The sequence below is a fragment of the Streptomyces boninensis genome (assembly GCF_048572725.1).
Classification (GTDB): domain Bacteria; phylum Actinomycetota; class Actinomycetes; order Streptomycetales; family Streptomycetaceae; genus Streptomyces; species Streptomyces boninensis.
In genome coordinates, this window is the sequence record NZ_CP183837.1 from 108861 (window position 1) to 134825 (window position 25965).

Genomic DNA, 25965 nt, shown 5'->3' on the forward strand with positions numbered 1-25965 from the left:
CCTCAACGCTCCCGGTCGCGCCACCACTTGGGACAGGCGGTGCGTGCCGACCGCTCCAGATTGCGGTCGATGAGGTCCCGGCCGGTGGCGAGATCGGAGACCCCCTTGCTGTTACGGAAGGTTTGCGCCGGCTCGCCGCGCCGGTCACCCATGACCACGAGGAGCCGCTGCCCCTTCCGAAAGGGCGGGTCGTCATTCCAGCGCGGATTGAACTCCAGGAACTCGACGCGCTCGCCGCCACCCGCCGGCTTGATCCACTTGGTGACATCGACGGACACGGTCTGCATCGGGACCGTGTCCTTGGGCCGGGCGGCGCGCACGGCGACCACATCACCCTCGAAGGCGGCCTGGGCGCAGGCAAGCAGCTGGGCGAAGGTGAGCCCCCGGTCCGGCTCTTCCGCCTGCGACTCGCAGGCCGTCAGCCAGCCGATACACAGCAGCGCACCGCCGACGGCGGCGAGCAGGCGCCGGGGTAACCCCACGGCGCTACTCGCCGCCGTCCGCGGCCACGTCGCGTACGACCGGAGGATCATCCACGGCTGTCCCGCAGTACGGGCACGTCTCCGCCGTCCGGTCCTCGCGGATCTTCCCGCACTCGGGACACACCAGGCCGAGCCAGCAGCTCGGATCGCCGCCCTCGTCCACGGCCGCCTCCTCCGCTTGTACGGAGGCGGGGGTCAGCCTCCGATCTGCTTCGGTACGACGGTAAGCCACCGCTTGTCGGCCGTCACCGGCTGGTGCAGCTTCCGCTGCCGGTCGGCGGCCTTCTTGCGCATTTCGGTGATCTCGGTCTGGTAGTCGTCCTTGCGGTTGACCCAGATCCGCGCGCCGCCGTTCTTGATGTCGGTGCTCTCCAGCAGCATCGGCCCGTCGCTCTTCGGGGTATCGCCGCCGATCAGGACCGCCTGCTGCCACTGGTCGATGTAGGTGCGGATGGCGGCGGGCTTGCCCTCGTACCAGGTGGCGGGGGCCCAGAGGGTCGGGGTCAGCTCGTGGTCCATGAGCTTCGCCGGGTCGTACGTGCCCGCCTTGATCTCCTTGCGGGCGGTGGTGACGTCGCCGGTCTTGCGGTCCTTCAGGAGCATGGAGACGCCGATGACGTTCTGCGGCTTCACGCCGTAGCCGTACTTCGGGTCGGCCAGGACCATGCGGACGAGCTCCTCGCTCGCCGCGCTGTTGATGTAAACCTCGACGCCGTGCTTGCGGAGTGACTTGAAGAGCTCCTGCATGCCCGGGTAGGGCTTGGGCGGGTTCACCTCGGTCTTGGTGAGCTCGCCGCCGTCGTAGTACTCGGCCGGGATCGGCTTCCCGTACGCCATCAGCTCATCGACGTACCCCTTGAGCTGCTTCAGCGTGAAGCCGGAGAAGATCTGCGCGGCCCACGGATAGCAGACCTGGTCGTCGACCTCGCACAGCCGGTTGTAATAGCTGTACAAGGACTCCTTGTGCCCGCCCGCGTCCTTGAACGGGATCACCTTCAGCGACGGATCCATCCGCTCGCGCGTAAGCACGCCCTTCATCTCCAGGTACGGGATGAGGGATTCCTCGAGGTCGTAGCGGTACGTGGTGTTGTCCGCGTCGAAGACCGCATAGCCGCCGCTGTCGGCGTGCCGGGCGATGGTGGCGCCGAGCTTCTTCGCCACCGGCGCCGGCCAGTGGTCCAGCTCCGCGGCGATACGGGCGCCATCGGCACCCTCGCCGCCGGCCGCCCGCGCCTTGGACTCCGGCCAGAGCCCGGCGCCGGCGAGCAGCGCCCCCGCGAGGGCGAGCACGGCGCCGAGCATCCATATGCGGCTGTTTACGCGTTTCGTCATGACATCCATTTCTTCGTACAGGTGATCTAGATCCGGTCGCGGCCGCTGATCGTAGCGACCGGAGATCACCCGCCGCCCGGCGGGCCATCATGGGCTTGTATGGGTGATTGGCGTTGTTTCACACGTATGGCCCAGTCGCGTAAAACCTGGTGTTCCGTGGCTCGTTGAGCGGGTGCAGGGCCAACGCGGCTTAGTTGCGGAGGGGTTGATCGCGGATGTCAGTTCAGCAGCGGCGGCAATTGCGGAGCGGGCCGGGAGCGGCGGAGCGAGCGGTGGGCGGGCAGCCGAGCATGCGGGAGTACGTGCGGCACTTCGAGCGCGTCATGGATGTCCCGTGGATCACGACAGGGCGGCGGCCCGCCGCGCCGTTCAGCCCGTGGCGCCGGGACGGCTGAGCTGGTTCACGTACTTGGCGAACTTCTCCAGGCCGTCGATGTTGCGCGGGCCGCTGATCCCCTCGTTGTAGTCGAGGACGAAGAAGCGGTCGTTACGGACGGCGGGGAGCTCACGGGTGTGCGGGGACTTCTTCAGGAACTCGATCTTCTTCTTCGCCGGCTGGTCGCCGTAGTCGAGGATCATGATGACCTCGGGGCGGCCCTTGGTGACGGCCTCCCAGCCGACCTCGGTCCAGCGCTGGTCGAGATCGCCGAAGATGTTCCGGCCGCCCGCGGTCTTGATGATGTCATTCGGCGGCACTTGGCTGCCCGCGGTGAACGGTTTGTCGGTGCCGGAGTCGTAGAGGAAGACCGGGACCGGGTCGCCCTTGGGCGCTTTGGCCGCGACCTTCGCGACCCGGCGCTTCATGTCGCCGACGACCTTGTCGGCGCGGTCCTCGACCTGGAAGATCTGCCCGAGCCGCTCGAGGTCGGTGTAGAGGCCGTCGAAGGGGGTGCGGCGCTCCGGGTGGCCGGGGTAGTTGTAGCAGCTCTCCGCGTGCATGAAGCTCTGGATCTTCAGCTTGTCGAGGATGGCGGGGGTGATGCCGCGCTCGTCGCTGAAGCCGGAGTTCCAGCCGGCCACGACCAGGTCGGCCTTGGCCTGGACGACGACCTCCTTGTTGAGCAGGTCGTCGCTGAGCTTCTTCACCTTCTTGTAGTCCGCGGCCCAAGGCGACTGACTGACCGGCGGGTTGGCGGGCGGCATCACGTAGCCGTGCACCCGGTCGGCGAGGCCAAGGCTGAAGAGCTTGTCGGCGCTGCCGCCCTCGTAGGCGACGGCCCGCTTCGGCACGGCGTACGGGACGGGCTCGCCGCATCGCTTGACGGTGGACTTCCGCTCGGCGGCTTTGTCGTCGCCGGAGACGTCGGCGCCGCAGCCGGTGAGGAGGACGGCGGTGGCCAGCGGGGCCAGGTACTTCATGCGCATCATGTGGTGCTTTCCGGTGAGTTGGGATCGATCGAATAGAGCAGCTGCGGGACGCCGGACTTCGGGTGCGGCACGACGGTGGGCCGGACCCCGAAGACGTCCTCGACGAGGTCTTCCGTCAGCACCTCCTGCGGCGTCCCCGCGGTCACCAGGCGGCCTTCGCTGAGCACGCCGATCCGGTCGCAGGCGCCGGCGGCGAGGTTGAGGTCGTGCAGGACGACCAGGACAGTCAGGCCGCTGCCGCGCAGCTGGGAGAGCAGGTCGACCTGGTGGCGTACGTCGAGATGGTTGGTCGGCTCGTCCAGGACGAGGATCCGCGGCTCCTGGACGAGCGCGCGGGCGAGCAGCACCCGCTGCCGCTCGCCGCCGGAGAGGTTGAGCACGCCGCGTCCGGCCAGGTGGCTGATGCCGAGTCGGTCCATGGTCCGTACGCACAGCTCGCGCTCGCGCGCGGACAGCGCCTGGTTGCCACGCAGGTGTGGCGCCCGGCCGAGGGCGACGGCCTCCTCCACGGTGAAGTCGAGGTCCACCGCCCCGTCCTGTGCGAGCGCGGCCACGAGGCGGGCACCTTGCCGCGGCGGCAGCCGGAGGAGGTCCTCCTCCCCCGCCCATACGGTGCCTCCGGTGGGCCTCAGCGCGCGGTACACGCACCGCAACGCGGTGGACTTGCCGCTGCCGTTGGGCCCGACGAGGCCGACGACGCTGCCGCCGCCGACGTGCAGGGACAGGTCCCGTACGAGCCCTCGCCCGTCGATGACGACACTGAGGCCGTCGAGATCGAGGTCCATCACCGGCCTCCGAAGAGATAGCCACGCCGCCGCAGCAGCGCCACGAAGACGGGCACACCGACCAGCGCCGTGATCACACCGATGGGCAGCTCCCGCGGGCTGACGACGGTCCGCGCCGCAAGATCCGCCCACACCATGAACACCGCCCCGGCGAGCGGCGCGACGGCAAGCACCCGCGCATGCACGGCCCCGACCGCCATCCGCACCAGGTGCGGCATGACCAGCCCGACGAACCCGATGGCCCCGCTCACGGCGACCATGACCCCGGTCACGAGGGACGCGAGCGCGAGGAGCGCCTTGCGCTGCCGGTCGGCCCCGATACCGAGGCTGGCGGCGGTCTCATCGCCCAGGGCGAGCACATCGAGCGTCCGGCTCTGCCGGTGCAGCAGCGCGGTGCCGACCACCACGGCGGCCGCGACAACCGGCAGCGCACCCCAGGTGGCGGCCCCGAAGCCGCCCATCGTCCAGTACAGGACGGTGCTGGTGGCCTCGCCGTCCGGCACCAGATAGACGATGACGCTCATCAGCGCCTGAAACCCGAGCGACATGGCCACCCCGGTCAGCACCAGCCGCAGCGGCGACATGCCACCCCCACCGGACGCGGCGGCGTACACGAGCACCGCGGCGACGAGCGCGCCGAGGAAGGCACCCGCGGATACGGCATAGATCCCGAAGGCCGCGAGCCCGCCGGTGACGGTCACGGCGACCGCTCCGACGGAGGCCCCGGAGGAGATCCCGAGCACGAACGGGTCGGCGAGCGCATTGCGCACCATCGCCTGCACGGCAACCCCGACCGCGCTCAGCCCGGCCCCGACCAGCGCGGCAAGCAGCACCCGCGGGGTCCGTATCTCCCAGATGATCTGATACGTCGTCACGTCCGACTCCGCGATCCGGCCACCGCTGAGCGCGGCCCACAAATAGCGGGCGGTGTCGTCGGGCGCGACGACGGCGGTGCCGAGCCCGATGGCGACGACCACGGAGACGCCGAGCGCGACCGCGAGGACGGCACAGACCAGAGCGCTGCTCGTACGGGACGGGGCCCGACTCGCGACCCTCTCGGCCTCCGCCGCCTCGACGACGGCCGTCACGGGCCCACCGCCCCGGTCGCCGGCCGCCGGAGTACGAGGGCCGCCGCTCCCAGCGCCACCGCGACCATCACGCCGAACACGGCCGCCACCCCCGGATATCCGGCGAGCCCCAGACCCGCCCCGCCCGCCGCCGCACCGGCGAAGACGCCGAGGCTCATCCCGGCGGCATTGACGCTGAGCGCCGCCCCGCGCCGCGCCCCGGTGCGCCGCACCAGCAAGGTCACCACGCACGCCGCCACGACCGCGTGACTCGCCGCGTGCAGCGACGTGAAGAGCAGCGCGAGCGGCAGCCAGTGCGTGAACCAGAACCCGGTCGCCGTGACGAGGGCCGCCACCAGACCGGCGGTCAGCAGCCGCTCGGCCGGCAGCCAAGGCGCTTCCGAATTGGCGAGCCGCCCGGTGAGCAGGTTGCTGACGAAGAACGAGGCGCCGCTGAGCGTCCAGACCAGCGAGAAGAGACCCGGGCCGAGGTTGAAGCGGCCGTCGTAGTACGCGGCGAGGTAGGCGAGATAGCCCATGAAGACGGCGGTCCGCAGGAAGGCGATGAGAAGCAGCTCCGGCACGCCCTTGAGAGCGGCCAGCTCCTTGAATGCGGCCAAATAGCCGACCCGTTCGCCGGGCTCGGTATCCGGCCCACGCCCCGTCGCCACCAGCGCGACGGCCAGCACCAGCGACACCACCGCCACCGCCGCCATGTCCCCGCGCCACCCCCACACCAGCGCCGGCAGCGCGATCACCGGCGCCGCGAGCATCGCGGTCATCGACTGCGTCGCGGTGACCAGCGTCGCCGCCCGGCCCGCCGCCTTGCCCTCCCCGTACCGATCCGCCGCGGCCGCGGTGAGCGCCGGGTTGAGCACCGCCGTGCCCGCACCCGTCAGCAGGCAAAAGGCCGCCAGGAGCACGTAATCCCCGCTCGCCCCCAGCCCCGCCGCCCCCGCCAGCACGACCAGCCCACCGGCCGCCGCCCGCCGCCGCGGCACCCGGTCGATCAGCGGCGCCAGCGCCGTACCGACCGCGAGCGCCGCGAGCCCGCCGAGCCCGCGCAGCCCGCCCATGGCGGCGACGCCGGTGTCCGCGGCCCGCGCGATCGGCACCAGATACGTACTGAAGATCGTGAACGGCACCAGCCCGACCGCGGACGCGACCAGCAGCGGCCACAGTTCCCGCGCCATCCGCAGGTCCCCGGGCACCGCCTCGGCCCGCGCCTCCGTGCTCACGCCGCCTCCCGGTACCGGAAGAGCTCGGTGGCCTCGGCGCTGAACTGCGAGAACGGGAACGGCTCCGCACTCAGCGCGCTCACCCCGGCCCCCAGAAAGGCGCGCGCGACGGCGCTGCCGCTCTGCGCGTACACGATGAACGGCACGCCGCGCTGCCTGCAGTGCTCAAGGATGAGATCGAAGGTCCCGTTCCCGAGCGTCATGCCGGTGGCGACGACGGCGTCGGCGCGGGCGAGCACGTCGGTCATGTCGTCCGTGACGACGTCGCCCCACTGGGTGGCGCGGAGGTTGAGGTCGCACGGGAGGCATTCGGCACCGCGCTCCCGTATCGCCGCGACCAGCGGATTGACGACGCCGATCAGCGCCACCCGCGCGCCCGGCGCGATGTCGAGCAGCCCGGCGATCGCCGCGTCCCTGGCCTGGGCCCGTACCTCCGGCGTCCCGGCAGGCAGCGCGACCGCCTCGCCCGCGCCGCGATGCGGCCGCACATGAGCGAGATACGCGTCCAGCGCCGCGATCCGCACCGGCCCCGACTCGTGCCGCAGCAGCTTGTCGACGCCCACCCCCGAGCCCTCGGCGCACACGGCGGGCGGCACCTCCCCGGCCTCGAAGGCGCAGGCGCCGAAGGCGGCGCCGAGGCGGAGCAGGAGGTAGTGGTTGTGGTACGTCACCGGGCCGCCGGCCAGGCGGGTGGTGTGGTGCAGCCAGAAGGTGCTGGTGACGGTCGCTTCGCCCGGCGCGGGGCCGTAGCCGCCGGCAAGGACGGCATCGGTCAGCTCCGCCACATTGCGCGGCGGCGTCGTCGGGTGGGTCATCTCGGGTTCCTTTGCGTTCAATTGCGGGGGTCAGCGTGCGCGGCGTGGCCAGTTCATGGCGCACCAGGGAGGTCGCAGCTCGTCGAGGGCGGCGATTTCGTACGGGGCGAGGGTGGCGGGGTCGACGGCCTCGGTGTGCCGGGCGTAGACGCCGTCGACGTAGCGGTGGCCGGTGTCCGGGGCGATGAAGAGGTGGGTGCGGTCGTCGAGGTCGTTCCAGCGCTCGTAGCCGGCGGCCAGGTAGGCGGCGCCGCTGGAGAGGCCCGCGAAGATGCCGGTGTCGCGCAGCAGCGCCACGGCGCCGGAGAGGGCGGTGTCGAAGTTGATCCAGTGCACGCGGTCGTAGAGTTCGTGCCGGACGTTCTCGAATGCGATCGCGCTGCCGATCCCCGCGATGATCATGTCCGGGTCGGTGACCCGCTCGCTCCCGAAGGTGACGCTGCCGAAGGGCTGCACTCCGGCGAGCCGGACGTCCCGCCCGGCGGCGCGCAGGTAGGTGGCGAGCGCCCCGGTGGACGCGCCAGAGCCGACGCCGCCGATCAACGTCAGCGGCCCTGCCGGAAGTTCGCTCCCGATGCGCGCGGCGACCTCGCGGTAGCCGTAGTAGTGGATCCCGTCGTGGTACTGGCGCATCCAGTGGTACGAGGGATTGGCGGCGAGGAGCTCCCGGATCCGCCGCACCCGCAGCTCCTGGTCCAGGCGCAGGTTCTGCGACGGCTCGACCTGCTCCAAGGTGGCGCCGAGGAGCTCCAGTTGGATGCGCATGGTGCGGTCGACCGTGGTCGAGCCGACGATGTGGCACTTCAGGCCGTGGCGGTGGCAGGCGAGCGCGAGGGCCTGCGCGTAGATGCCGCTGGAGCTGTCGATCACCGTGTCGCCGGGCGCCACCGCGCCGGTCTCCAGCAGGTGTCCGACGGCGCCGAGCGCCGAGTAGACCTTCATCGATTCGAAGCGCAGGCAGGCCGTGCGCGGCCCGACGGATATGAGATCGGGACTCTTGACGGCTTCCGCGATGTGTTCGTGCAACCCCATGGGCGGCGATCCTGGCCGTAATGGAAATGATTGTCAACTGCATCTCAAGCCCGTAGGGTGCTCGGCATGGAGATGAGGCTGGGGCTGGGGACGGCGTTCGGGACCTTCGGGGAGCTGCTGCAGGGGGTGTTGCCGGAGGCGGACGGCGGCCAGGACGGGGACTTTCTCGTGACGCTGCCGATCGCGCGGTGGACGATGGCGGCATTCCGTACGGAAACGGACGGAGGAGCGCTCACAGTGGCACCGGCCCGCAAGCGGAAGTCGCTGCGGCTGGCGCGGATGATCGCCGCGGACGCGGGCTACGACGGCGGCGGGCGGCTGACCGTGAACTCCGTGATCCCGCAGGGCAAGGGCCTCGCCAGCTCGTCGGCCGACCTGGTGGCGACCGCGCGGGCGGTCGGGGCCGGGCTCGGGGTGCGGCTGTCCGCCCGCCGGATCGAGCGCTATCTGGCGCGGATCGAGCCGTCCGACGGGGTGCTGTACCCGGGCGTCGTGGCGTACCACCACCGCAGCGTGCGGCTGCGGGCGGTGCTCGGGTCGCTGCCCGCGATGACGGTGGTCGGCATCGACGAGGGCGGGACGGTGGACACGATCGCGTTCAACCGGCGGCCCAAGCCCTTCACTTCGCGGGACCGGGAGACCTACGCGCGGCTGCTGGACCGGCTCACCGTGGCCGTACGCCGCGGCGACCTGGCCGAGGTCGGGGCGGTGGCGTCGCAGAGCGCGCTGATGAACCAGGTGCTGCGGCCCAAGCCGTCACTCGCGCCGCTGCTCGCGGTCTGCCGTGAGGTGGGCGGGCTGGGGGTCGCGGTCGGGCACAGCGGCACGACGCTCGGGCTGCTGCTCGATGCCGCCGACCCGGACCATGCGGCGCGGACGCATGCGGCGGCGCAGGCGTGCGCGGAGCTGGCGGGGAAGGTGTCGGTGTACCGGACGCTGAGCTTCGCGGGGGTGGCCGCTGACCGGGGGCCCGGCTCAGCTCGCCTCGTGGATACGCTCCGCGCCGATCCGCTCGATGCGGTCCACGCCCCAGCGGCCGAGGTCGGCCAGCGCTTCGTTGAGGGAGACGCCGTGCTCCGTGAGTGAGTACTCGACACGCGGCGGCACCTCGCCGTACACCTCGCGGTGGATCAGCCCGTCCTCCTCCATCTCCCGCAGGTGCTGGACCAGCATCTTCTCGCTGACCCCCGGCAGGCTTCGGCGCAGCTGCGCGAAGCGGCGGGTGCCGCGCTCGGCCAGCTCCCAGAGGATGAGCGACTTCCACTTGCCGGAGACGACGTCCATCGCCGCGTCGATGCCGCAGAAGTACGGCCCGCGCCGTCCTGACGTGCCCATGGATCCCTCCCCCGGGGTGACTTACCGAAAGGTGAGTACCCCACTAAATAGTCCGTACTTGTCGACTTTAGCGGTGCCGCCGAAGATCGACAGCATGACGACTTCAAGCAAGCTTTCCGTATCGGTCCTGGGCCTGGGCGAGATGGGCGCGGCGCTCGCCACCGCCCTCGTGAAGGCGGGACATCCGACGACGGTCTGGAACCGCACCCCGGCCAAGGCACAGCCCCTCGCCGAGCTGGGCGCCACGCCCGCGGCCACTCCGTACGACGCCGTCCGGGCCGGTGAGGTGATCGTCGCCTGTCTCCTCGACCACGCGTCGGTCCGTGACGTACTCGCGCCGGTCGCCGACGAATTGGCCGGTCGGACCCTGATCAACGTCACCACCACGCAGCCCGAGCAGTCCCGGGAGCTCGCGGAGTGGGCGGCGCGGGCCGGGGTCGCGTATCTCGACGGCGGGATCATGGCCGTACCCGAGATGATCGGGCAGCCGGGGTCCTCGATCCTCTACAGCGGTTCCGCCGACGTCTTCGAGCGCACCCGGCCGCTGCTCGACCTCTGGGGCGAGAGCAGCTACTTCGGCGAGGACGCCGGGATGGCCTCGCTCTACGATCTCGCGCTGCTCTCCGGCATGTACGTGATGTTCGCCGGATTCCTGCACGGCGCCGCGATGGTCGCGCCCGAGGGGGTGTCGGCGCGCGACTTCGCGCTGCGGGCCGCTCCGTGGCTGGCGGCCATGATCAGTGCCTTCGAGGGGCTCGCCGAGGTCGTCGACGGTGGGGACTACGCCGTCGCCGGACAGCAGAGCCTCGAGTTCTCCAGCCTCGACGACCTGCTGGCCGCCAGCGCCGGACAGGGCATCAGCACCGACGCGATCGGCATGGTGCAGCACCTCATCCGGCGCCAGATCGACGCGGGGCATGGGGCTGAGGGCTTTGCCCGTATCTACGAGAGCATCAGGCACCCCGAAGCGGCCTGACGCGCTCAGCTCTGCGCCCGCTGGAGGATGCGTTCCGCCGCGTTCACCGAGTCCACCAGCGGGTGCAGGGCGACCGCGCGCAGGGCCGCCGCCTTGTCACCGGTCGTGGCGGCCTCGATCGCGGCGCGTTCGACCGCCTTCAGCGACAGCATCAGGCCCAGCTGGTCGGGGGCGAGCGGGTCCGCGGCCAGCGGGGCCGCGCCGCCCGCGTCGACCAGGCAGGGGACCTCGATCACCGCGTCGGCGTCCATGCCCGCGACGGTGGTGCGGTTGCGGACGTTGAGGATGAGGGTGGTCCGTTCGTTACGGGCGATGGCGCGCATCAGGGCAAGGGCGACCCGGTCGTAGCCGCCGCCGTCGAGGTCGCACGTGTCCCGCTCCCAGCCGCCGGTGCCGGCGCGGCTCTCCGCCATGTATGTGGCCTCGCGCTCCAGGCGGGTGCGGTCCCAGGCGGTGTACGCGTCCCCCGGGTGGGCGGCGGCCTCGGCGTAGAAGGCGGCCTGCTGGTCGCGGAGGAACTCGCCGCGGGTGGCGGGGGCCTCGCGCAGGGCCGTCACCGCCTCGCGGTTGAAGTAGTAGTAGTGCAGATACTCGTTGGGCAGGGAGCCCAGCGCCTGCAGCCAGCGGGCGCCGAAGAGCTTGCCCTCCTCGAAGGACTCCAGGCGGTCGGTGTCGGCGAGGAGTTCGGGGAGCCGGTCGCGGCCGTCCACCATGACCGCGCGCAGCCAGCCGAGGTGGTTCAGGCCGACGTAGTCGTAGCGGGCCCGGTCCGGGTCGGCGCCCAGCGCGCGGGCGGCGCGGCGGCCGAGGCCGACCGGGGAGTCGCAGATGCCGATGACGCGGTCGCCGAGGACCCGCTGCATGGCCTCGGTGACCATGCCGGCGGGGTTGGTGAAGTTGATGACCCACGCGTCGGGCGCGACCGCCGCCACCCGCTCGGCGATCCGCATCGCGACGGGGACGGTGCGCAGCCCGTACAACACCCCGCCCGCACCCACCGTCTCCTGCCCGAGCACGCCCTCCGCCAGCGCCGCCCGCTCGTCGCGGCTGCGGCCCTCCAGGCCGCCGACGCGGATGGCGGAGAAGACGAAGTCGGCGCCGCGCAGCGCCTCGTCGAGGTCGGTGGTGGTACGGATCGCGGGGGCGCGGTCGCGGCCCGCCGCCTGCTGGGTCAGTACGGCGCCGATGGCGTCGAGGCGCGCCCGGTCGGTGTCGTACAGCACCAGCTCGGCGATCCGGCCCGCGTCGTCGCCGCGGTCGTCGAGCAGCGCGCGATAGACCAGCGGGACGCGGAATCCGCCGCCGCCGAGCAGGGTCAGCCTCAGGCCGCTCATACTGTGATTACCTCCGTGCCGGCCTCGCGCAGGGTGGCGAGGGTGGTGGCGTCCGACGTGTGGTTCGTGATCAGTGTGTGGATGCTGTCCGGGCCGCAGATGCGCGCCTGGCCGGTGTTGCCGGGGAATTTGGCGGAGTCGACCAGCAGGACCGTCTCGCGGGCCGCGGCGAGCATCGCGCGCTTCACCGGCACCTCGACGTGGGTGCTGTCGAGGACGGTGCCGTCGGGGAGCACGCCGCTGGCGCCGAGGAAGAGGCGGCCGACGTGGAGTTCGCGGAGGTTGGACTCGGTGAGGAAGCCGACGAGGGAGAGGTAGTTACGGCGCACCTCGCCGCCGAGGAGGATCAGCCGGACGGCGTCGTCGTCGCGCAGCTCCTCGTACACGGCCAGGCTGCTGGTGACCACCGTGACCGGGCGGTCGTGCAGGCAGCGGGCCAGCTCCAGGGTGGTGGTGCCGATGTCGAGGAGCAGCACGTCGCCGTCGGCGATCAGTTCGGCGGCGCGGGCGGCGATGGCGGACTTCTGCGGGAGGTCGTCGACGGCCGACTCGGCGAAGGGGCGTTCGTGGCCGGGGCGGGCGGCGACCGCACCGCCGTACACCCGCGTGAGCCGGCCCGCCTCGCCGAGCTCGGTCAGATCGCGGCGGGCGGTGGCCTCGCTGATCATCAGCCGGCGGGCGATCTCCCGTATGGGCAGCACCCCCTCCTCGCCGAGGATGCTCAGCAACTTTTCATGGCGGGCCTCACGCAACATGCCCGCAATCTACTGCACATGAGCGACTGTGCGCGAGTATGACTGACCCCTTGCATTTCAGCCACGCTGCGTGCAAGGTGTCGCTCAGCCATTCGCATCGAGCACGATCGAGCAAGGAAGGGCGCGACGGTGGGCACTTCTCAGGCGGTCGCCGACACTCTGGACCCCCTGGCGGACATACGCGCGCCCGGGGACCCGGACTTCGACGTCTATCTGACCGGGACGGTCTTCCTCGACATCATCTTCACCGGCATGGACCACGCCCCGGTCAGGGGCACCGAGAACTGGGCCCGCGGCATGGGCCTGAGCCCCGGCGGCATCGCCAACATGGCCACGGCGCTGGCCCGTCTCGGCCTGCGCACCACCCTGGCGACCGCCTTCGGCGCCGATCTGTACGGTGACTACTGCCGCGAGTCCCTGGCCGAGCACGAGGGCGTCGACCTGCACGCCTCGCAGCGGGTGGCCGGCTGGCATTCGCCGGTGACGGTGTCCATGGCGTACGAGGGCGAGCGCACCATGGTCACGCATGAGCACCCGGCGCCGCCGGCGCCTCCCGGCTGCCCGGTGCCGCGCACGCGCGCGGGCGTCGCCTCGCTGGAGCCCGGGCGCACCCAGGACTGGATCCGTACCGCCGCCGCGCAGGGCAGCCGGATCTTCGCCGACGTCGGCTGGGACGACAGCGGCCGCTGGGACCCGGCCGCGCTGCTCGACCTCGAGCACTGCCACGCCTTCCTGCCCAACGCGGTGGAGGCGCAGCACTACACCCGCACCGACTCCCCCGAGGCGGCGGTGCGGGCGCTCGCGGAGCTGGTGCCGCTCGCCGTCGTCACCAAGGGGCCCGACGGTGCGGTGGCCGTCGACGCCACCACCGGTGAGTACGCGTCCGTGCCCGGCGTCGCGGTCGAGCCGCTCGACCCGACAGGCGCCGGGGACGTCTTCGTCGCGGGCCTGATGACCGGCACCCTCGCCGGGTGGCCGCTCGCCGACCGGCTGGCCTTCGCCAACCTCACGGCGGCGCTGTCCGTGGAGCACTTCGGCGGCTCGCTCGCCGCGCCCGGCTGGACGGAGATCTCCGCCTGGTGGACGGCGACCCGGCCCCGCGGCGGCGACCTCGCCAAGCGCTATGCCTTCCTCAACGACCTGCTGCCGAGAGAGCTGGGCGGCTGCCCGCGCACCCGGCCGCGCGCGGTGCCGACCATCGGCTTCCGCGACCGGTGATCCACTGACGCTCTGGTGATCCACTGACGCTCTAAGGAGACCCTGATGGGACTTCCGTGTACCGGCACGCGCCGGAGCGGACGCGTGCGCGTGCTGCCCGTCGTGCTCGCGACCGGGCTCGCGCTGCTCGCCGCCGGGTGCGTGCCCGGCACCGACGGCTCGATGGCGGGAAAGAGCGCGGACGGGGGCGCCACCGCCGTACCGGATCCGGCGGATGCCGGGAAGGTGACGCTGACGGTCTGGGACCAGGAGGTCCGCGGCGGCACGAGCGCCGAGCTGGAGGAGCTGAACCGGGAGTTCGAGAAGAAGTACCCGAATGTCCGGATCAAGCGGGTCGCGCGCAGCTTCACCGACCTGAAGACGACGCTGAAGCTGGCGATATCGGGCAACAAGCCACCGGATGTGGTGCAGGCGAATCAGGGCTATCCGGACATGGTGGCCTTCGTGCAGGCGGGTCTGCTCAGGCCGCTGGACAACTACGCGGGGATCTACGACTGGAACACCCGCTACCCGAACACGCTCCTCAACCTCAACCGGGTCTCCGCCGACGGCCGCCACTTCGGCACCGGGCGGCTGTACGGGATCTCGCAGACGGGCGAGTTCGTCGGGATCTACTACAACAAGGACGTCCTGGACAAGGCGGGCCTGAAGCCGCCGAAGACCTGGAAGGATTTCACCGACTCGCTCGCGAAGCTGAAGCAGCGCGACGAGCTGCCGATCCAGTTCGGCAACCTCGACAAGTACCCCGCGATCCACACCTTCGGCGTGCTGCAGGACCAGCTCGGCGCCAAGGACACCCGTGACACGGTCCTCGGCCGCGGCTCCGGCTTCGACAACGACCACACCAAGGAGGCCGCCGCCACTCTCGCCGACTGGATGAAGCGCGGCTATCTCCCCAAGGGCGCCAACGGTCTCGGCTACGACGACGCGTGGAAGAAGTTCGCCGACGGCGAGGGCGCGTATCTGATCTCCGGCACCTGGCTGCAGGCCGATCTGAAGAAGCCGATGGGCGACAAGCTGGGCCTGATCCCGCCGCCGCCCGCCAAGGCCGGCGGCGACCCGGTCACCACCGGCGGCCAAGGCCTGTCGTGGTCGGTCACCTCGCGCTCCAGGCACCCCGAGGTCGCCGCCGCGTACCTGGACCACATCACCTCCGAGCACGCCTCCGACGTGATGACCAAGCATGGCGTGCTGCCCGCGGTGCCGGGCAAGGCGGCCGCGCGGCTCGACCCGAAGTCGACGGAGGGCCAGATGGCCGAGGGCTGGAAGCGCCTGAACGCCGCCGACGGCCTGGTCCCGTACCTCGACTACGCCACCCCCACCTTCTACGACACGACCTCGCAGTCGCTCCAGAAGCTGATGGCGGGCGACCTCTCCCCCGGCGACTTCGCGGCCAAGCTGCAGCAGGACTACGGGGCCTTCATGAAGAAGCAGCGGGCAGGCAAGCGATGAAGGCCGCCGTGAAGTCCCCGCGCCGCGCACCCGGCGAACCACGGGCGATCGGCTACCTCTACATCCTCCCGGCGCTCCTGATCTACGCGGCCTTCCTGCTCTACCCGTTCGGCCAGTCGGTGTGGCTGTCGCTGCTGCACTGGGACGGCCTGAACGTGGCCACCTGGGCGGGACTGGACAACTACGCCGACCTGTTCACGGACCCGACGCTGCGGGCGCCCTTCGTGCACGCGCTGGTGCTGCTGATCTTCTACGCCGCGCTGCCGGTCGCGATCGGGCTGATGCTGGCCGCGGTGATGTCCCGCGTCCGGGTGCGCGGCATGACGTTCTTCCGTACGGTCCTCTTCCTGCCGCAGGTGCTGGCCATGGTCGTGGTCGGCGTCACCTGGCGCTCCATCCTGGCCCCGGACGGGCTGCTCAATGACGTCCTGGGCGCCATCGGCCTCGACTCCCTCTCCCGCGCCTGGCTCGGCGACGAGACCTGGGCGCTACCCGCGGTCGGCGTTGTCGGCACGTGGGTGGAGACCGGGTTGTGCATGGTCCTCTTCCTCGCGGGGGCGCAGCGCATTCCGCGGGAGCTGTACGAGGCGGCGCGGATCGACGGGGCGGGCGCGGTGCGGGAGTTCTTCACCGTCACCCTGCCCGGGCTGCGTGCCGAGATCGCCGTCGCGCTGACGCTGACGATCGTCGCCGGCCTGCGCAACTTCGACCTGATCTACATCACCACGAGCGGCGGCCCCGGCAACTCCACGTCCGTACCGGCCTACGAGGTCTACCACCGCGCCTTCGAGACCAATCAGGTCGGCTCGGCGGCGGCGGTGGGCGTGGCACTGACGGTCGTCATCTTCGTCCTGACCGTGACGGTCTCCCGGCTAGTCGAAGGGCGCCGCTCATGATCTCCCGTACGGAACGCACCACCGGCTACGCGATCCTGACGCTCTTCGCCGTCATCTCCCTCACCCCCGTGCTCGGCATCCTGTCGACCGCCTTCGGCAAGCAGGGCGCGCTCGGCACCGGCTTCTCGCTGCCCGAGGGCGGGCTGCACTGGAGCAACTTCGCCGACGCCTGGACGCGCGGCCACTTCGGTACGTATCTCGGCAACTCGGTGCTGGTCGCGGCCGTCGTGGTGCTGGCCACGACGGTGCTGGCGACGCTGGCCGGCTACGCCTTCGGCGTGATGCGCTTCCCGGGCTCGACGCCGCTCTTCTACCTCTTCGTCATCGGCCTCACCCTCCCCCAGGAGGCCCTGGTCGTCCCCCTCTACTTCGACCTGCGCTACGTGGAACTGACGGACACGTACTGGGCGCTGATCCTCCCCCAGACCGCGCAGTCGCTCGCCTTCGGCGTCTTCTGGATGCGCGCGTACTTCCGGGGCAGCGCGCGGTCGGTGATCGAGGCGGCGCGGATGGACGGCGCCTCGTCCTGGACGACGCTCTGGCGGGTCCTGGTCCCGATGGGGCGGCCGGCGATCACCACCATGATCGTGATCACCTTCATGTGGACCTGGAACGAATTCCTCATGGCCCTGGTGATGGTGAGCGAGGAGGGCCTGCGCACCGTCCCCCTCGGCCTCGCCTTCTTCCAGGGGCAGCACGCCTCGGAGACGTCGCTGCTGGCCGCCGCGTCCGTGCTGATCGCGCTGCCGGTGGTCATCGTGTACGTGGCGCTGCAGCGCCGCTTCATCGAGGGGATGCTGACGGGCGCGGTCAAGGAGTAAGGCCCGACCGCGCTGGCAGCGCCCGACCGCGGCCGCGCCTCCAGCCTGCCCTCACGCCACCTCCCGCCCCCGGGCCAGCTCCCGCAGCTCCATCCGCGCCGCGGGCGCCCGCCCGGGCAGGGTCGTCCAGTACGGATGCGTGGACACCCGGATGCTCAACCGCTGCAATCGCCGCCGCAGCACGGTCGTCTGCGCCGCCCCGTCCTCCCTCCCCGCAAGCTGCTCATACACGGCGAACCAGTCACGCTGGGCCACCACAAGATCCTCAGGAAAGCTGTGCGCCATGACAGCCATTCAAGCACGTGTTCGATTTCCCCCGCAGCACCCATCCGAGTGAATCCCAGCCCTCCCGGAAGCCGCGGATAGTCTGAGGTGATGGCTGTGAAAGTCACGAGGAGCGACGTCATCGCGTTTCGCCTCCACGCTCACCACCTCAGCGAACGCCTGAGCCGGAGCGGGTTGCCGGCCGCGGCCGGGCGTTGTGGTGTGCAGAACAGCCCGCCCGGTTCGGCGCTGCTCGCGCTGCACGCCAGGGTGCGCGGTCTGACGCAGGACCGGCTGGACCAAGCGGTCGCCGAGGACAAGAGCCTGCTGCAGAGCTGGTGCATGCGCGGCGCCCCGTTCTACTTCCCCACCGTGGACGCACCGGTGTTCACCACCGGCGTGCTCCCGCCGACCGAGGAGGTGATGCGCCACTTCATCCTCGGGGCAGGCCCGGCGGTGGACAAGCTCGGCCTCGGCCTCACCGAAGCCGTCGAGCTGACCGGCGCCGAGATCGGCGACGTACTGACCGGCCGGCGGCTCGCGATCGACGCACTGGGTTCGGAGCTCGCCGAGCGCATTGCCCACAAGCTGCCGAAGAAGCAACGCGACATCTGGGAACAAGAAGGCCCCCACGCCGCCGGCCAGCCGCTCGGCGAGGCCGTCGTGCACTTCTGTATCCGCATCCTCACGTTGCAGCGGGTGGTCTGCTTCGCGCCCCGCGCGGGGAACAAGGCCCCGTTCGTCCTGACCGAGGAGTGGCTGCGCGATCCGATCCCGGACACCGACCCCCAGGCCGCGCGCGCCGAGCTCCTCCGCCGCTATCTCCGCTGCTACGGACCGTCCACGCGCGCGGACTTCGCCGCATGGCTGGGCGTCCGTGCCGGCGATGCCGCTCCCTGGTGGAGCCTGGTCGAGGACGAGATGACGCAAGTCGACTTCGGCCGCAAGACGTGGGTTCTCGCCGAGGATCTCGACACCTTGCGATCACCACCGACGCCCGTGGGGGTGCGGCTGCTCCCGCCCCGTGACCCCTACACCCAGGTCCGCGACCGCGAGACGATCGTCGACAAGAAGTACCACCGGGACGTGTGGAAGACCGTAGGCGAACCTGGCGCGGTACTCGCGGGCGGCGAGATCACGGGCATCTGGCGCCCACGCAAGAGCGGGCAGAAGCTGACCATCAGCGTGCAGACCTTCGGCCCGCTGGCGGCTCGGGACCGCAAGGCACTGGAGGCCGAGGCCGAGCAGATCACGCCGCTGCGCGGCGCGTCATCCGTGACTGTCGAGTTCGATACGCACTGACAGCTCCCGCGGGGCTTCCTCAGTGCTGGATCAGACCACCGACCGGGACGGGAGCGATATGCCCCGTAGCCGGTGCGGCCCGCGCCAGGGCGAGCCCGACGTCGACCAGCGACGACCTGCGCAGGCGGGCGACATCGGCGATCGGAGTCCAGACCGACTCCGCGATGTCGCCGTTCGGCTCGGGGCGGAGCCGGCCGGCAGTGATCCGGATCTGGTAGAAGATGCCGACGTTCTGGTGCGTGACGCCGGCACGGGCTTCGGCCGCGGGGATCACCCTTGAGTCCACGCCCAGCAGACGTACGACAACCGCGTCGCATCCCGTTTCCTCGGCGACTTCCCGGATCACCGCGTCGAACGGATCTTCCGCATGCTCCACCCCACCGCCCGGGAGCGTCCAGACGGCTTCCCCCTCGGGCGGTATGTAACAGGCGAGCAGCACCCGCCCACGCTCGATGCACACGCCGTATGCGGCCAATCGGCGGCTCATCCCCGCGCCTCACCTCCGAATCGGGCAGCTCAGTCCGCAGTCTTGATCTTCTTCATGGTCAGATGCGAGTCGACCCTCCGGACCGCGTCCAGGTTGACGACCTTCGTCATCATGAAGTTCTCGTACGCCTGCTGATCGGCCACCAGCACCCGGATGAGGTGGTCCGGGCGGCCGAACATGCGCCGGAACTCCACCACTTCGTCGTACGCCGCCACCGTCTCCTCGAACTCCTCGACCGTCCGCAGATCGTTGGTCACGATCTCCACAGACAGCAGCACCTCGAAGCCTCGCCCCGCGGCCTCCGGGTCGATGCGCGCCCGGTACCCCGCAATCACCCCCGCCTCCTCGAGCCGCTTCACCCGCCGCAGGCACGGCGGCGCCGTCAGGCCCACGCGCCGAGCCAGTTCGACATTGGTGAGCCGCCCGTCCTGCTGCAGCTGAAAGATAATTTCGCGATCCGTGGAGTCCAGCGGGATTTCATTGCGCATCGGCCCATCGTACGGCCTGAACTAGAAACCACATTACGGCACTTCGCGAATATCCTTGCTTGGTATGGACACCACACTGACCCCCGCGGCCGCCGCCACCGACCACTACGAACACCTCCTGGCCGAGCACTACACCTGGATGCTCGGCGGCAGCATCCGCAGCCTCGCCCGCAAGCAGGCAGGTCTGCTGTGGGAGCTGGGCGTCCAGCCGCGGACCGAGGACGACGCCGCGCTCGACCTGGGCAGCGGCCCGGGGCCGCAGTCGCTCACGCTGGCCTGGCTCGGATTCGCCTCGGTCACCGCCGTGGACACCAGCTCCCGGCTCCTCGACGAGCTGCGCGAGTACGCGGCGGAGGCCCCCGCCATCCGCCCCGTACACGCCGACCTCCGCACCGCCGTCCCGCAGGCCGCCGCGCCCGCCACCGCCGCGGCCATCGTGTGTATGGGCGACACCCTCACTCACCTCCCGGACCGGCGCGACGTGCCCGCGCTGCTCGCCGACTGCGCGCGGGCGCTGCGCCCCGGCGGCCATCTGGTGCTCAGCTACCGCGATCTGACCGCGGCCCCCAGCGGCACCGACCGCTTCATTCCCGTACGCAGCACCGACGACCGCGTGCTGACCTGCTTCCTGGAGGAGTACGACGCGGACCGGATCATGGTCCACGACCTGGTCCACACCTGGAGCCCGGACGGCTGGGAGCTGCACGTCGGCAGCTATCCCAAGCTGCGTCTGGCCCCGGCCTGGCTGGCCGGCCAGTGCCGGGCCGCGGGCCTGCGGGTCCGGCACGCGGGTGCCGGACCTCGGGGTCTGCAGATCCTCCAGGCCGTCAAGCCGTACGGGCGCGACGCCGTCTAGCGGCAGCGTCAGCGCCTAGTGGAAATCGACCTCCGGATTCGCCTTCGAAGGCCCGTCCAGCAGCGCGGGCTGCCGGTCCCGGAGGTGCCGGTCGAAGAAGGCGGCGACGTAACCCGTGGTGATCTCGCCGGAGCGCTTGCCCGACAGCGGCGCCGAGGGGTCGGTCCTCCCGGCCTGCCCGCCGAGCACCGGCAGGTCGGTGAAGGTGAAGTGCCCGGAATCGGCGACCGTGAGCCAGCGCTTCCAGCCGTGCATGCGGTCGAATTCGCGAGGCCAGGTGACGTCCTTCGCCCGCGGGTTGTGGCCCTCGCGCGTGCCGAGCATCAGGAGCGGGCGGCCGGTGCCGGCAGCCGGGACCGGGGCGAAGAACGTGCCGTCCAGGTTCACCGCCGCACGAATGCGCCGGTCGGTGCCCGCCGCCACCGCCGCCGCGTTGCCGCCGAGCGAATGGCCGGCGGCGCCGATCCGGCGGGCGTCGATGCGCGCCGCGTAGTCCGAGTGCCGGTCGGTCAACTCGTCCACGACGAAGGAGAGATCGGCCGCCCGGTTCCGCGCGGCCTTGGCCAGCACCTCGTTCTCGCCGGAGTTGCCGCTCGGCGCACCCTCGACCTTCGCGCAGGCGACGCAGGTGCGCAGGCGGGTCGCGTCGCCCTTGCCGGGGAATTCGGTCCCGTACGACTCATAGGCGTGGTCGACCAGCGCGACGACGTACCCGCGGGAGGCCAGCTCCTCCGCGAGGCCGGTCTGGGTGGCCCGGTGCAGCGTGAAGCCCGGGGAGAGGACGACGAGCGGGTACCTTCCCTGGGCGGGCCGGGCGCCGGGAAGGGCGTTCGTACGGACGGACGCCAGCAGCTCGGCGCCGAACTTCTTGTCCAGCTTCAGCGCCTTCAGCAGCCGCGTGGACTCCTTGCGCGCCATGTACGAGGCCCGTCCGCCGTCGCCGCCCTCCAGGGCCGGGTAGAAGACGGAAACCATCAACTCCCTCTTCCCTGCCGCGGGCACCCACGGATCGCGGCGGCTCTTGTCGGTGAGGTGGAGCGTGTCCTGGCCGATCGTGTGGGGACCGGTGGGGCGCGGGAGGGACAGCCCGGTTTCCTGCTTCGCGGCGGCCGCGGGCTTGCCGGCGGACCCGGCCGGCCCTTCGGACCCGGCTGACGGGCCATCGCCGCAGGCCGCGACCGTCGAGGTGACAAGGGCGAGGACCGCGACGGCAGTCGCGGCCCGGGAGGTGGTGCGCTGAAAGATCATGCCCGGAGCGTAGGAATTCCGGCCCCCGCTCCAGCACTGGCAAACGTACGAAACCCACCATCACTTTCGTCAGTGGTCCCCCGTGTGCCAGGCTCCGACCCATGGCCCTTGATCAAGCACTCGTCGACGCCGCCCTGGAGCTCATGGACCGACGCTGGCCGGCGGACGAGTGGGGCGGGGCCGCCGCCGTGCGGCTGGCGGACGGCGGCATTCTCACCAGCGTCGGCCTCGACAACCTCAACGCCTCCGCCACGCTCTGTCATGAGACCGGGGCTGTCGTCCAGGCCTACACCGAGCAGCGCGACGTCGTCGCCTCCGTCTGCGTCTGCCGCAATGCGGACCAGGGGCGGCGGCTGATCCTGCCGCCCTGCGGCATCTGCCAGGAGCGGCTGTCGCTCTGGGGACCGGGCGTGGAGGTGGCCGTGCCGGGGAAGGACGGGGAACTGTCCTGGGAGGCGCGGACGCTGGGCGAGGTGAATCCGTACTACTGGGGGCCGCAGTTCGCGGACGGCGAGTGGCCGTCGATGGATCAGCACTCCGCGTGAGGAAAGTGACGGTTGTGTACGACGCGGTGCTGTGCGACATCGACACGACTGCCGGGGTGGCCTTCTCGCCCGAGGTCGACCTGCCGCTGCTCCGCGGAGAGATCACGAAGGTGCAGTGGACGGAGTCCATCGCCGCCGGGCTGGCCGAGCACGTGGCGCCCGCGCAGGCGCGCGAGCTCGCACTCGCGCTCACGCAGGCGCCCTTCAATGCGGACGAGGCGGTGGTGGCGCTGCTGCGTGAGGTGCGGGGGCGGCTGCCGCTGGTGCTGGTCAGCAATGCGAGTGTCGAGCTCGAGGATGAGCTGGCCGTGATCGGTCTGGCCGACCTCGCCGACCATGTCGTCAACAGCGCCCGGGTCGGCGTGGCCAAGCCGGACGCCCGGATCTACGAGATCGCCGCCACGGCGGCAGGAGCGGCGATCGACCGGTGCCTCTTCGTGGACGACCGGATGGAGAACATCGACGCCGCCGAAGCCCTTGGCATGACCGGCGTGCACTATCGCGAGCCCGCCGACCTCCACGAGCCGCTGAGCTTCCTGCGAGGGTGATCGAGCGCACGGGATACGGGCTGGGCTGGTCCACCCGCCGTCATCTACGGTCGTCGCCATGTCGTCGTCCTACCGCGAGCTCGCCACTCGCCCCGTCCTGGCCTGGTCCCTGGTCGCCGTCGCCGCCCGCGTGCCCGTCGCGATGGCGCCGCTGGCGGTCGTGTTCCTGGTGCGGGAGCGGCCCGGCGGGTACGGGCTCGGGGCGGTGCTGGCGGCCGTGTACGTCATCGGCGAGGTGGTCGGCGCCGCGCTGCTCGGGCCGCGGATCAAGCCGGAGCGGGCCCGGCGGCAGCTCGGGGCGGGGCTGGCGGTCGGCGCGGCCGGATTCGCCGGGCTCGGGCTGCTGCCGGGCGCGCACCCGATCCTGCTCGGCGCCCTCGCCGCGCTCGCCGGCGCGGCGCCCGCCCCGGCCGCGGGCGGCCTGCGGATGCTGCTCCAGACCCAGCTGTCCGAACGGCAGATGGCCACCGGCTTCAGCTACGAGAGCATGCTCAACTCCGCCATCTGGGCGGTCGCCCCGGCGCTCACCGCCACCTTCGCCCTGCAGCTCTCCTCGTACGCACCCCAGCTCCTGGCCGCCGCCCTGATGCTGGCCTCGGCCGCCGGGCTGTGGACGCTGCCGAAGGGCTGGGACGCCGATGCCGCAGACCGCGGCGGCACGTCCATGCGGCGCACGCTGGTCCGCGCCTGGCCGGCGTTCGTCATCGGCGGCGCCGCTATGACCCTGCTCTCGCTCGCCGAGCTGGTCCTCCCCGCGCTCCTCGAACAGCGCGGCATCGCCGTCGGCTGGTCGGGCCCACTGCTCGCCGCCTTCGCCGCGGCATCGGCGGTCGGCGCCTTCCTGTACGGGCTGCGCACCTGGCCGGGCCGCCCCCGCACCCAGGGCCGCTTCCTGCTCACCGTGGTCTGCGCCTGCATGGCGGTGATGGCGCTGATCCCGGCGCTGCCCGGGATCGCCGCGGCGTTGACCATCGCGGGCCTCTTCCAGTCCGGCGTCCTGATCACCCGCAACCTCCGCCTCCGCGAGACCCTCCCCCAGAGCGCCCTCGCCGCCGGCTACTCGGTGATGTACGCCGCCGCGGGCGCGGGCTACGCCGCCGGGGCCGTACTCTCCGGCCTGCTGCTGACGGTGGCCAGCCCCGGCACGGCCGTCCTGGCAGGCGTGGGCCTCACCCTCACGCTGCTCGTGGCGAGCGAGATCGGGGAGCGGGACGTACGCGAGGAGCCCAAGGCGGCGGCACCGGCCGCGGCACCGGACACCGCCCCCTGCCCCCAGGACTGAGGCGGTCGGCCGCTACTCGCCCTGTCCCTCCGGCCACTGCCACAGTGGCATGGTGCGCAGGGGGTGCAGGTCGGCGTCCGTCTCCGCGTGGGAGTTCTGCATGGCTACCTCGGTGCCGAACTCGACGTGGGTGCGCAGTGCCTCGCGGAAGGGGGCGTCGGTGGGGAGGCCCGCCTTCTCGGCGGCGGTGAGGTAGAGGTCGATGAAGCGCCGGCGCTGTTCTTCGGTGATGTGCAGGCCGCGGTGTACGTCGATGATGTGCTGGAAGCCGCCGTGCTTCCGGGTGAAGTCGTCGGGGCCGCCGAAGACTTCGGCCTCGAAGTCGGTGAGGGTGGGCACGTGCGTGGGCTGCCCCTCCCCGAAGAGCGGCTTGAGCAGCGGGTCGGCCAGGCAGCTGGAGTAGAAGACGTCGATGAAGCGGTGCAGCGCCTCATAGCCGCCGGCGTGTTCGTAGACAGTCGGCATGGACGACACGATTGCGGTGGCCCCGCGCCGCGACAAGGCCGGGGAACCGGAGCGCGCCGCTCCGGGCCACCCGGCCGGTCGCCCGCTACGGCAGCCGCACCAGCGCGGCTACGTCACCGGCTGCAAGCGCTCCCCGGTCCTTCACCCAAGGTTCGCCGGTGCTTCACCACTTCGGAGAAGTTACCTGCGAGAAACTTGGCATGTGCAATGACGAATACATCCCCCCGCGGCCTGACCTGACCGAACAGCAGTGGCTTGATCTGGACGGGAGCGTGCCGACCACGGGGCGCACCGAGCCGGACGACGGCCGGGCGGCCGCGCGCCTTCTCAAGCGGCGCACCGTGCTGGGCGGCGCCGCCGCCGGGGCCGCCGCCCTGACCGGGCTGACGCAGGCCGGTGCCGCCGCGGGCACCGCCCAGGCCGCGGGCAGCGCCCAAAGCCGGCTCACCGCGAAGTTCCCTTTCCCGGAGCGCCCCGGCCCCGGCGGCGAGCACGCCGTGCTCATCACCGGCGACGCGGGCACCGGGGACGACGCCCAGTACGCCGTCGCCGCGGCCGCGAAGCAGGTCTGCCGCGCCGAGGGCGTCTCGCTGGCCGTCGGGCTCGGTGACAATCTGTACGAGAACGGGCCCGAGTCCGCGCACGACGACGAGTTCGCCACGAAGTTCGAGAAGCCCAACGACGGCATCGACGTGCCCTGGCTGATGGTGCTCGGCAATCACGACTGCTCGGGCCTGATACCCGGCACCGGCGGCGACCCGTCGCGCGGCGACCGCGAGGTCGCGTACGCCACCACCTCGCGGCGCTGGCACATGCCCGCCCGCTACTACAGCGCCGCGCTGCCGGGCGCCGACGGCGCGCCGCTGGTGGAGTTCTTCGTGCTCGACACCAACCCCGTCGCCTCGACCGTGGCCCAGCTCGACCCGTACTTCCACTGGGACGGCCCGTACATGCGCGAGCAGCGCCGCTGGCTGGACGGGGCGCTCGACGCCTCCCGCGCCACCTGGAAGGTCGTCATCGGCCACCACCCGTATCTCAACAACGGCCACCACGGCAGCGCCGGCTCCTTCGACGGCTTCACGATCGGCAACTACTCCAGCGGCATCCACCTCAAGGAGCTGTACGAGGAGCTGGTCTGCGGCCGCGCCGATCTGATCGTCTCCGGGCACGATCACACCCAGCAGATCCTGGAGCCGACCGCGCGCAGCCGCGGCACCCGGCAGGTGGTGTGCGGGGCGGCCGGGAAGTCCGGCGACGGGAAGGTGCATGGCACGCACCCCGCCCGCTGGCAGGACTTCGCGCACCACGGATTCATGGTGCTCAAGACCTCCGCGCGACGGCTGACCATCGACGCCTACACGGTCGATGTGGCCGCCTCCGCGGCGCACTTGGCGCACAGCTTCAGCGCCCCGGCAACCGCCGCGGCGGTGACTTCCTGAGTGCGCCACTATTTGTCAGCGGCGGACGGCCCCCGCTTCCCGTACGACTCACCCGTCCGACAAATTCGGCAGCTTGACGAATAGCTTGTTTGACAGGCCCGAAAACCCGGCGGTAACAAGCCTCTTGGCCTGATA

General features: G+C 71.3%; 30 protein-coding genes. 13 read left to right on the plus strand and 17 right to left on the minus strand.

Features of this window, described 5'->3' with window-relative positions:
• Positions 1–2: 2 nt before the first annotated feature.
• The 3 genes from ACNNMR_RS00505 to ACNNMR_RS00515 are packed head-to-tail and all read right to left on the minus strand — an operon-like array spanning position 3 to position 1814.
• Positions 3–482 (minus strand): hypothetical protein, encoded by a 480-nt coding sequence (locus ACNNMR_RS00505; protein WP_419992448.1) that lies wholly within the window; start codon positions 480–482, stop codon positions 3–5.
• A 4-nt stretch (positions 483–486) separates the two neighbouring features.
• Positions 487–645: a zinc-ribbon domain-containing protein gene (locus tag ACNNMR_RS00510; RefSeq protein WP_419992449.1), complete on the minus strand. Its 159-nt coding sequence runs from the start codon at positions 643–645 to the stop codon at positions 487–489.
• A gap of 32 nt (positions 646–677) precedes the next feature.
• The gene (locus tag ACNNMR_RS00515; RefSeq protein ID WP_419992450.1) at positions 678–1814 is read right to left on the minus strand and encodes a haloacid dehalogenase-like hydrolase; all 1137 of its coding nucleotides are present in this window, start codon (positions 1812–1814) and stop codon (positions 678–680) included.
• A 215-nt stretch (positions 1815–2029) separates the two neighbouring features.
• Here ACNNMR_RS00515 and ACNNMR_RS00520 point away from each other — a divergent pair, with 215 nt between their 5' ends.
• Positions 2030–2209, plus strand: a complete 180-nt coding sequence (locus ACNNMR_RS00520; RefSeq protein WP_419992451.1) for a hypothetical protein — start codon at positions 2030–2032, stop codon at positions 2207–2209.
• Here the strand turns inward: ACNNMR_RS00520 and ACNNMR_RS00525 are convergent.
• The 6 genes from ACNNMR_RS00525 to ACNNMR_RS00550 all read right to left on the minus strand — a co-directional run bounded on the left by ACNNMR_RS00525 (position 2184) and on the right by ACNNMR_RS00550 (position 8119).
• Positions 2184–3182 (minus strand): ABC transporter substrate-binding protein, encoded by a 999-nt coding sequence (locus ACNNMR_RS00525; protein WP_419992452.1) that lies wholly within the window; start codon positions 3180–3182, stop codon positions 2184–2186. The genes ACNNMR_RS00520 and ACNNMR_RS00525 overlap by 26 nt on opposite strands.
• Positions 3179–3967, minus strand: coding sequence for an ABC transporter ATP-binding protein (locus ACNNMR_RS00530; protein ID WP_419992453.1), 789 nt, complete (start codon positions 3965–3967; stop codon positions 3179–3181). Before ACNNMR_RS00530 ends, ACNNMR_RS00525 begins: the two co-directional genes overlap by 4 nt.
• Positions 3967–4983 carry a FecCD family ABC transporter permease gene (locus ACNNMR_RS00535; protein WP_420000224.1) on the minus strand — a complete coding sequence of 339 codons (1017 nt, stop codon included), beginning with the start codon at positions 4981–4983 and terminating at the stop codon, positions 3967–3969. The genes ACNNMR_RS00530 and ACNNMR_RS00535 overlap by 1 nt, the downstream gene beginning before the upstream one ends.
• 68 nt (positions 4984–5051) lie before the next feature.
• Positions 5052–6272 (minus strand): MFS transporter, encoded by a 1221-nt coding sequence (locus ACNNMR_RS00540; protein WP_419992454.1) that lies wholly within the window; start codon positions 6270–6272, stop codon positions 5052–5054.
• Positions 6269–7087 (minus strand): Rossmann-like domain-containing protein, encoded by an 819-nt coding sequence (locus tag ACNNMR_RS00545; RefSeq protein ID WP_419992455.1) that lies wholly within the window; start codon positions 7085–7087, stop codon positions 6269–6271. Before ACNNMR_RS00545 ends, ACNNMR_RS00540 begins: the two co-directional genes overlap by 4 nt.
• Positions 7088–7117: 30 nt before the next feature.
• A complete protein-coding gene (locus ACNNMR_RS00550; RefSeq protein WP_419992456.1) occupies positions 7118–8119 on the minus strand; it encodes a pyridoxal-phosphate dependent enzyme in 1002 nt (333 codons plus the stop codon).
• Positions 8120–8185: 66 nt separating this feature from the next.
• On the opposite strand from ACNNMR_RS00550, the gene ACNNMR_RS00555 reads away from it, so the two are divergent.
• Positions 8186–9205 carry a kinase gene (locus ACNNMR_RS00555; protein ID WP_419992457.1) on the plus strand — a complete coding sequence of 340 codons (1020 nt, stop codon included), beginning with the start codon at positions 8186–8188 and terminating at the stop codon, positions 9203–9205.
• On the opposite strand, the gene ACNNMR_RS00560 is transcribed toward ACNNMR_RS00555, so the two are convergent.
• Positions 9095–9454, minus strand: a complete 360-nt coding sequence (locus tag ACNNMR_RS00560; protein ID WP_419992458.1) for a winged helix-turn-helix transcriptional regulator — start codon at positions 9452–9454, stop codon at positions 9095–9097. The genes ACNNMR_RS00555 and ACNNMR_RS00560 overlap by 111 nt on opposite strands.
• A gap of 94 nt (positions 9455–9548) precedes the next feature.
• On the opposite strand from ACNNMR_RS00560, the gene ACNNMR_RS00565 reads away from it, so the two are divergent.
• A complete protein-coding gene (locus ACNNMR_RS00565; protein ID WP_419992459.1) occupies positions 9549–10430 on the plus strand; it encodes an NAD(P)-dependent oxidoreductase in 882 nt (293 codons plus the stop codon).
• Between the two features lie 5 nt (positions 10431–10435).
• On the opposite strand, the gene ACNNMR_RS00570 is transcribed toward ACNNMR_RS00565, so the two are convergent.
• Positions 10436–11755, minus strand: a complete 1320-nt coding sequence (locus ACNNMR_RS00570; protein ID WP_420000225.1) for a 6-phospho-beta-glucosidase — start codon at positions 11753–11755, stop codon at positions 10436–10438.
• 5 nt (positions 11756–11760) lie between these two features.
• A complete protein-coding gene (locus ACNNMR_RS00575; RefSeq protein WP_419992460.1) occupies positions 11761–12519 on the minus strand; it encodes a DeoR/GlpR family DNA-binding transcription regulator in 759 nt (252 codons plus the stop codon).
• A 129-nt stretch (positions 12520–12648) separates the two neighbouring features.
• Between ACNNMR_RS00575 and ACNNMR_RS00580 the strand changes: the two genes are divergently transcribed.
• The 4 genes from ACNNMR_RS00580 to ACNNMR_RS00595 all read left to right on the plus strand — a co-directional run bounded on the left by ACNNMR_RS00580 (position 12649) and on the right by ACNNMR_RS00595 (position 16906).
• Entirely contained in the window at positions 12649–13737 is a 1089-nt protein-coding gene (locus tag ACNNMR_RS00580; protein WP_419992461.1) for a carbohydrate kinase family protein, read from the plus strand.
• A gap of 93 nt (positions 13738–13830) precedes the next feature.
• Positions 13831–15189 (plus strand): extracellular solute-binding protein, encoded by a 1359-nt coding sequence (locus ACNNMR_RS00585; protein WP_420000226.1) that lies wholly within the window; start codon positions 13831–13833, stop codon positions 15187–15189.
• Positions 15186–16085 carry a carbohydrate ABC transporter permease gene (locus tag ACNNMR_RS00590; protein ID WP_419992462.1) on the plus strand — a complete coding sequence of 300 codons (900 nt, stop codon included), beginning with the start codon at positions 15186–15188 and terminating at the stop codon, positions 16083–16085. The genes ACNNMR_RS00585 and ACNNMR_RS00590 overlap by 4 nt, the downstream gene beginning before the upstream one ends.
• The gene (locus tag ACNNMR_RS00595) at positions 16082–16906 is read left to right on the plus strand and encodes a carbohydrate ABC transporter permease (RefSeq protein WP_419992463.1); all 825 of its coding nucleotides are present in this window, start codon (positions 16082–16084) and stop codon (positions 16904–16906) included. Before ACNNMR_RS00590 ends, ACNNMR_RS00595 begins: the two co-directional genes overlap by 4 nt.
• A gap of 51 nt (positions 16907–16957) precedes the next feature.
• Here the strand turns inward: ACNNMR_RS00595 and ACNNMR_RS00600 are convergent, their stop codons facing one another.
• Positions 16958–17191: a hypothetical protein gene (locus ACNNMR_RS00600; protein WP_419992464.1), complete on the minus strand. Its 234-nt coding sequence runs from the start codon at positions 17189–17191 to the stop codon at positions 16958–16960.
• A 90-nt stretch (positions 17192–17281) separates the two neighbouring features.
• Between ACNNMR_RS00600 and ACNNMR_RS00605 the strand changes: the two genes are divergently transcribed.
• On the plus strand, positions 17282–18472 hold the full coding sequence (locus ACNNMR_RS00605; protein WP_419992465.1) for a winged helix DNA-binding domain-containing protein: 1191 nt from the start codon (positions 17282–17284) through the stop codon (positions 18470–18472).
• A gap of 19 nt (positions 18473–18491) precedes the next feature.
• Here ACNNMR_RS00605 and ACNNMR_RS00610 read toward each other — a convergent pair whose 3' ends face one another.
• Entirely contained in the window at positions 18492–18959 is a 468-nt protein-coding gene (locus ACNNMR_RS00610; protein ID WP_419992466.1) for an NUDIX hydrolase, read from the minus strand.
• Positions 18960–18988: 29 nt separating this feature from the next.
• Entirely contained in the window at positions 18989–19447 is a 459-nt protein-coding gene (locus ACNNMR_RS00615; protein WP_419992467.1) for an Lrp/AsnC family transcriptional regulator, read from the minus strand.
• Between the two features lie 64 nt (positions 19448–19511).
• On the opposite strand from ACNNMR_RS00615, the gene ACNNMR_RS00620 reads away from it, so the two are divergent.
• On the plus strand, positions 19512–20303 hold the full coding sequence (locus ACNNMR_RS00620; RefSeq protein ID WP_419992468.1) for a class I SAM-dependent methyltransferase: 792 nt from the start codon (positions 19512–19514) through the stop codon (positions 20301–20303).
• Between the two features lie 15 nt (positions 20304–20318).
• Here ACNNMR_RS00620 and ACNNMR_RS00625 read toward each other — a convergent pair whose 3' ends face one another.
• Positions 20319–21551: an alpha/beta hydrolase family protein gene (locus tag ACNNMR_RS00625; RefSeq protein WP_419992469.1), complete on the minus strand. Its 1233-nt coding sequence runs from the start codon at positions 21549–21551 to the stop codon at positions 20319–20321.
• A 101-nt stretch (positions 21552–21652) separates the two neighbouring features.
• Between ACNNMR_RS00625 and ACNNMR_RS00630 the strand changes: the two genes are divergently transcribed.
• Genes ACNNMR_RS00630 through ACNNMR_RS00640 form a run of 3 tightly spaced genes read left to right on the plus strand, consistent with a single transcriptional unit; the run spans position 21653 to position 23926 of the window.
• The gene (locus ACNNMR_RS00630) at positions 21653–22096 is read left to right on the plus strand and encodes a cytidine deaminase (protein WP_419992470.1); all 444 of its coding nucleotides are present in this window, start codon (positions 21653–21655) and stop codon (positions 22094–22096) included.
• On the plus strand, positions 22093–22644 hold the full coding sequence (locus ACNNMR_RS00635) for an HAD family hydrolase (protein ID WP_419992471.1): 552 nt from the start codon (positions 22093–22095) through the stop codon (positions 22642–22644). Before ACNNMR_RS00630 ends, ACNNMR_RS00635 begins: the two co-directional genes overlap by 4 nt.
• A 58-nt stretch (positions 22645–22702) precedes the next feature.
• Positions 22703–23926, plus strand: coding sequence for an MFS transporter (locus ACNNMR_RS00640; protein ID WP_419992472.1), 1224 nt, complete (start codon positions 22703–22705; stop codon positions 23924–23926).
• 12 nt (positions 23927–23938) lie between these two features.
• Here ACNNMR_RS00640 and ACNNMR_RS00645 read toward each other — a convergent pair whose 3' ends face one another.
• Positions 23939–24391, minus strand: coding sequence for a group II truncated hemoglobin (locus tag ACNNMR_RS00645; protein WP_419992473.1), 453 nt, complete (start codon positions 24389–24391; stop codon positions 23939–23941).
• Between the two features lie 200 nt (positions 24392–24591).
• On the opposite strand from ACNNMR_RS00645, the gene ACNNMR_RS00650 reads away from it, so the two are divergent.
• Positions 24592–25830 carry a metallophosphoesterase gene (locus ACNNMR_RS00650; protein ID WP_419992474.1) on the plus strand — a complete coding sequence of 413 codons (1239 nt, stop codon included), beginning with the start codon at positions 24592–24594 and terminating at the stop codon, positions 25828–25830.
• Positions 25831–25965: the final 135 nt, after the last annotated feature.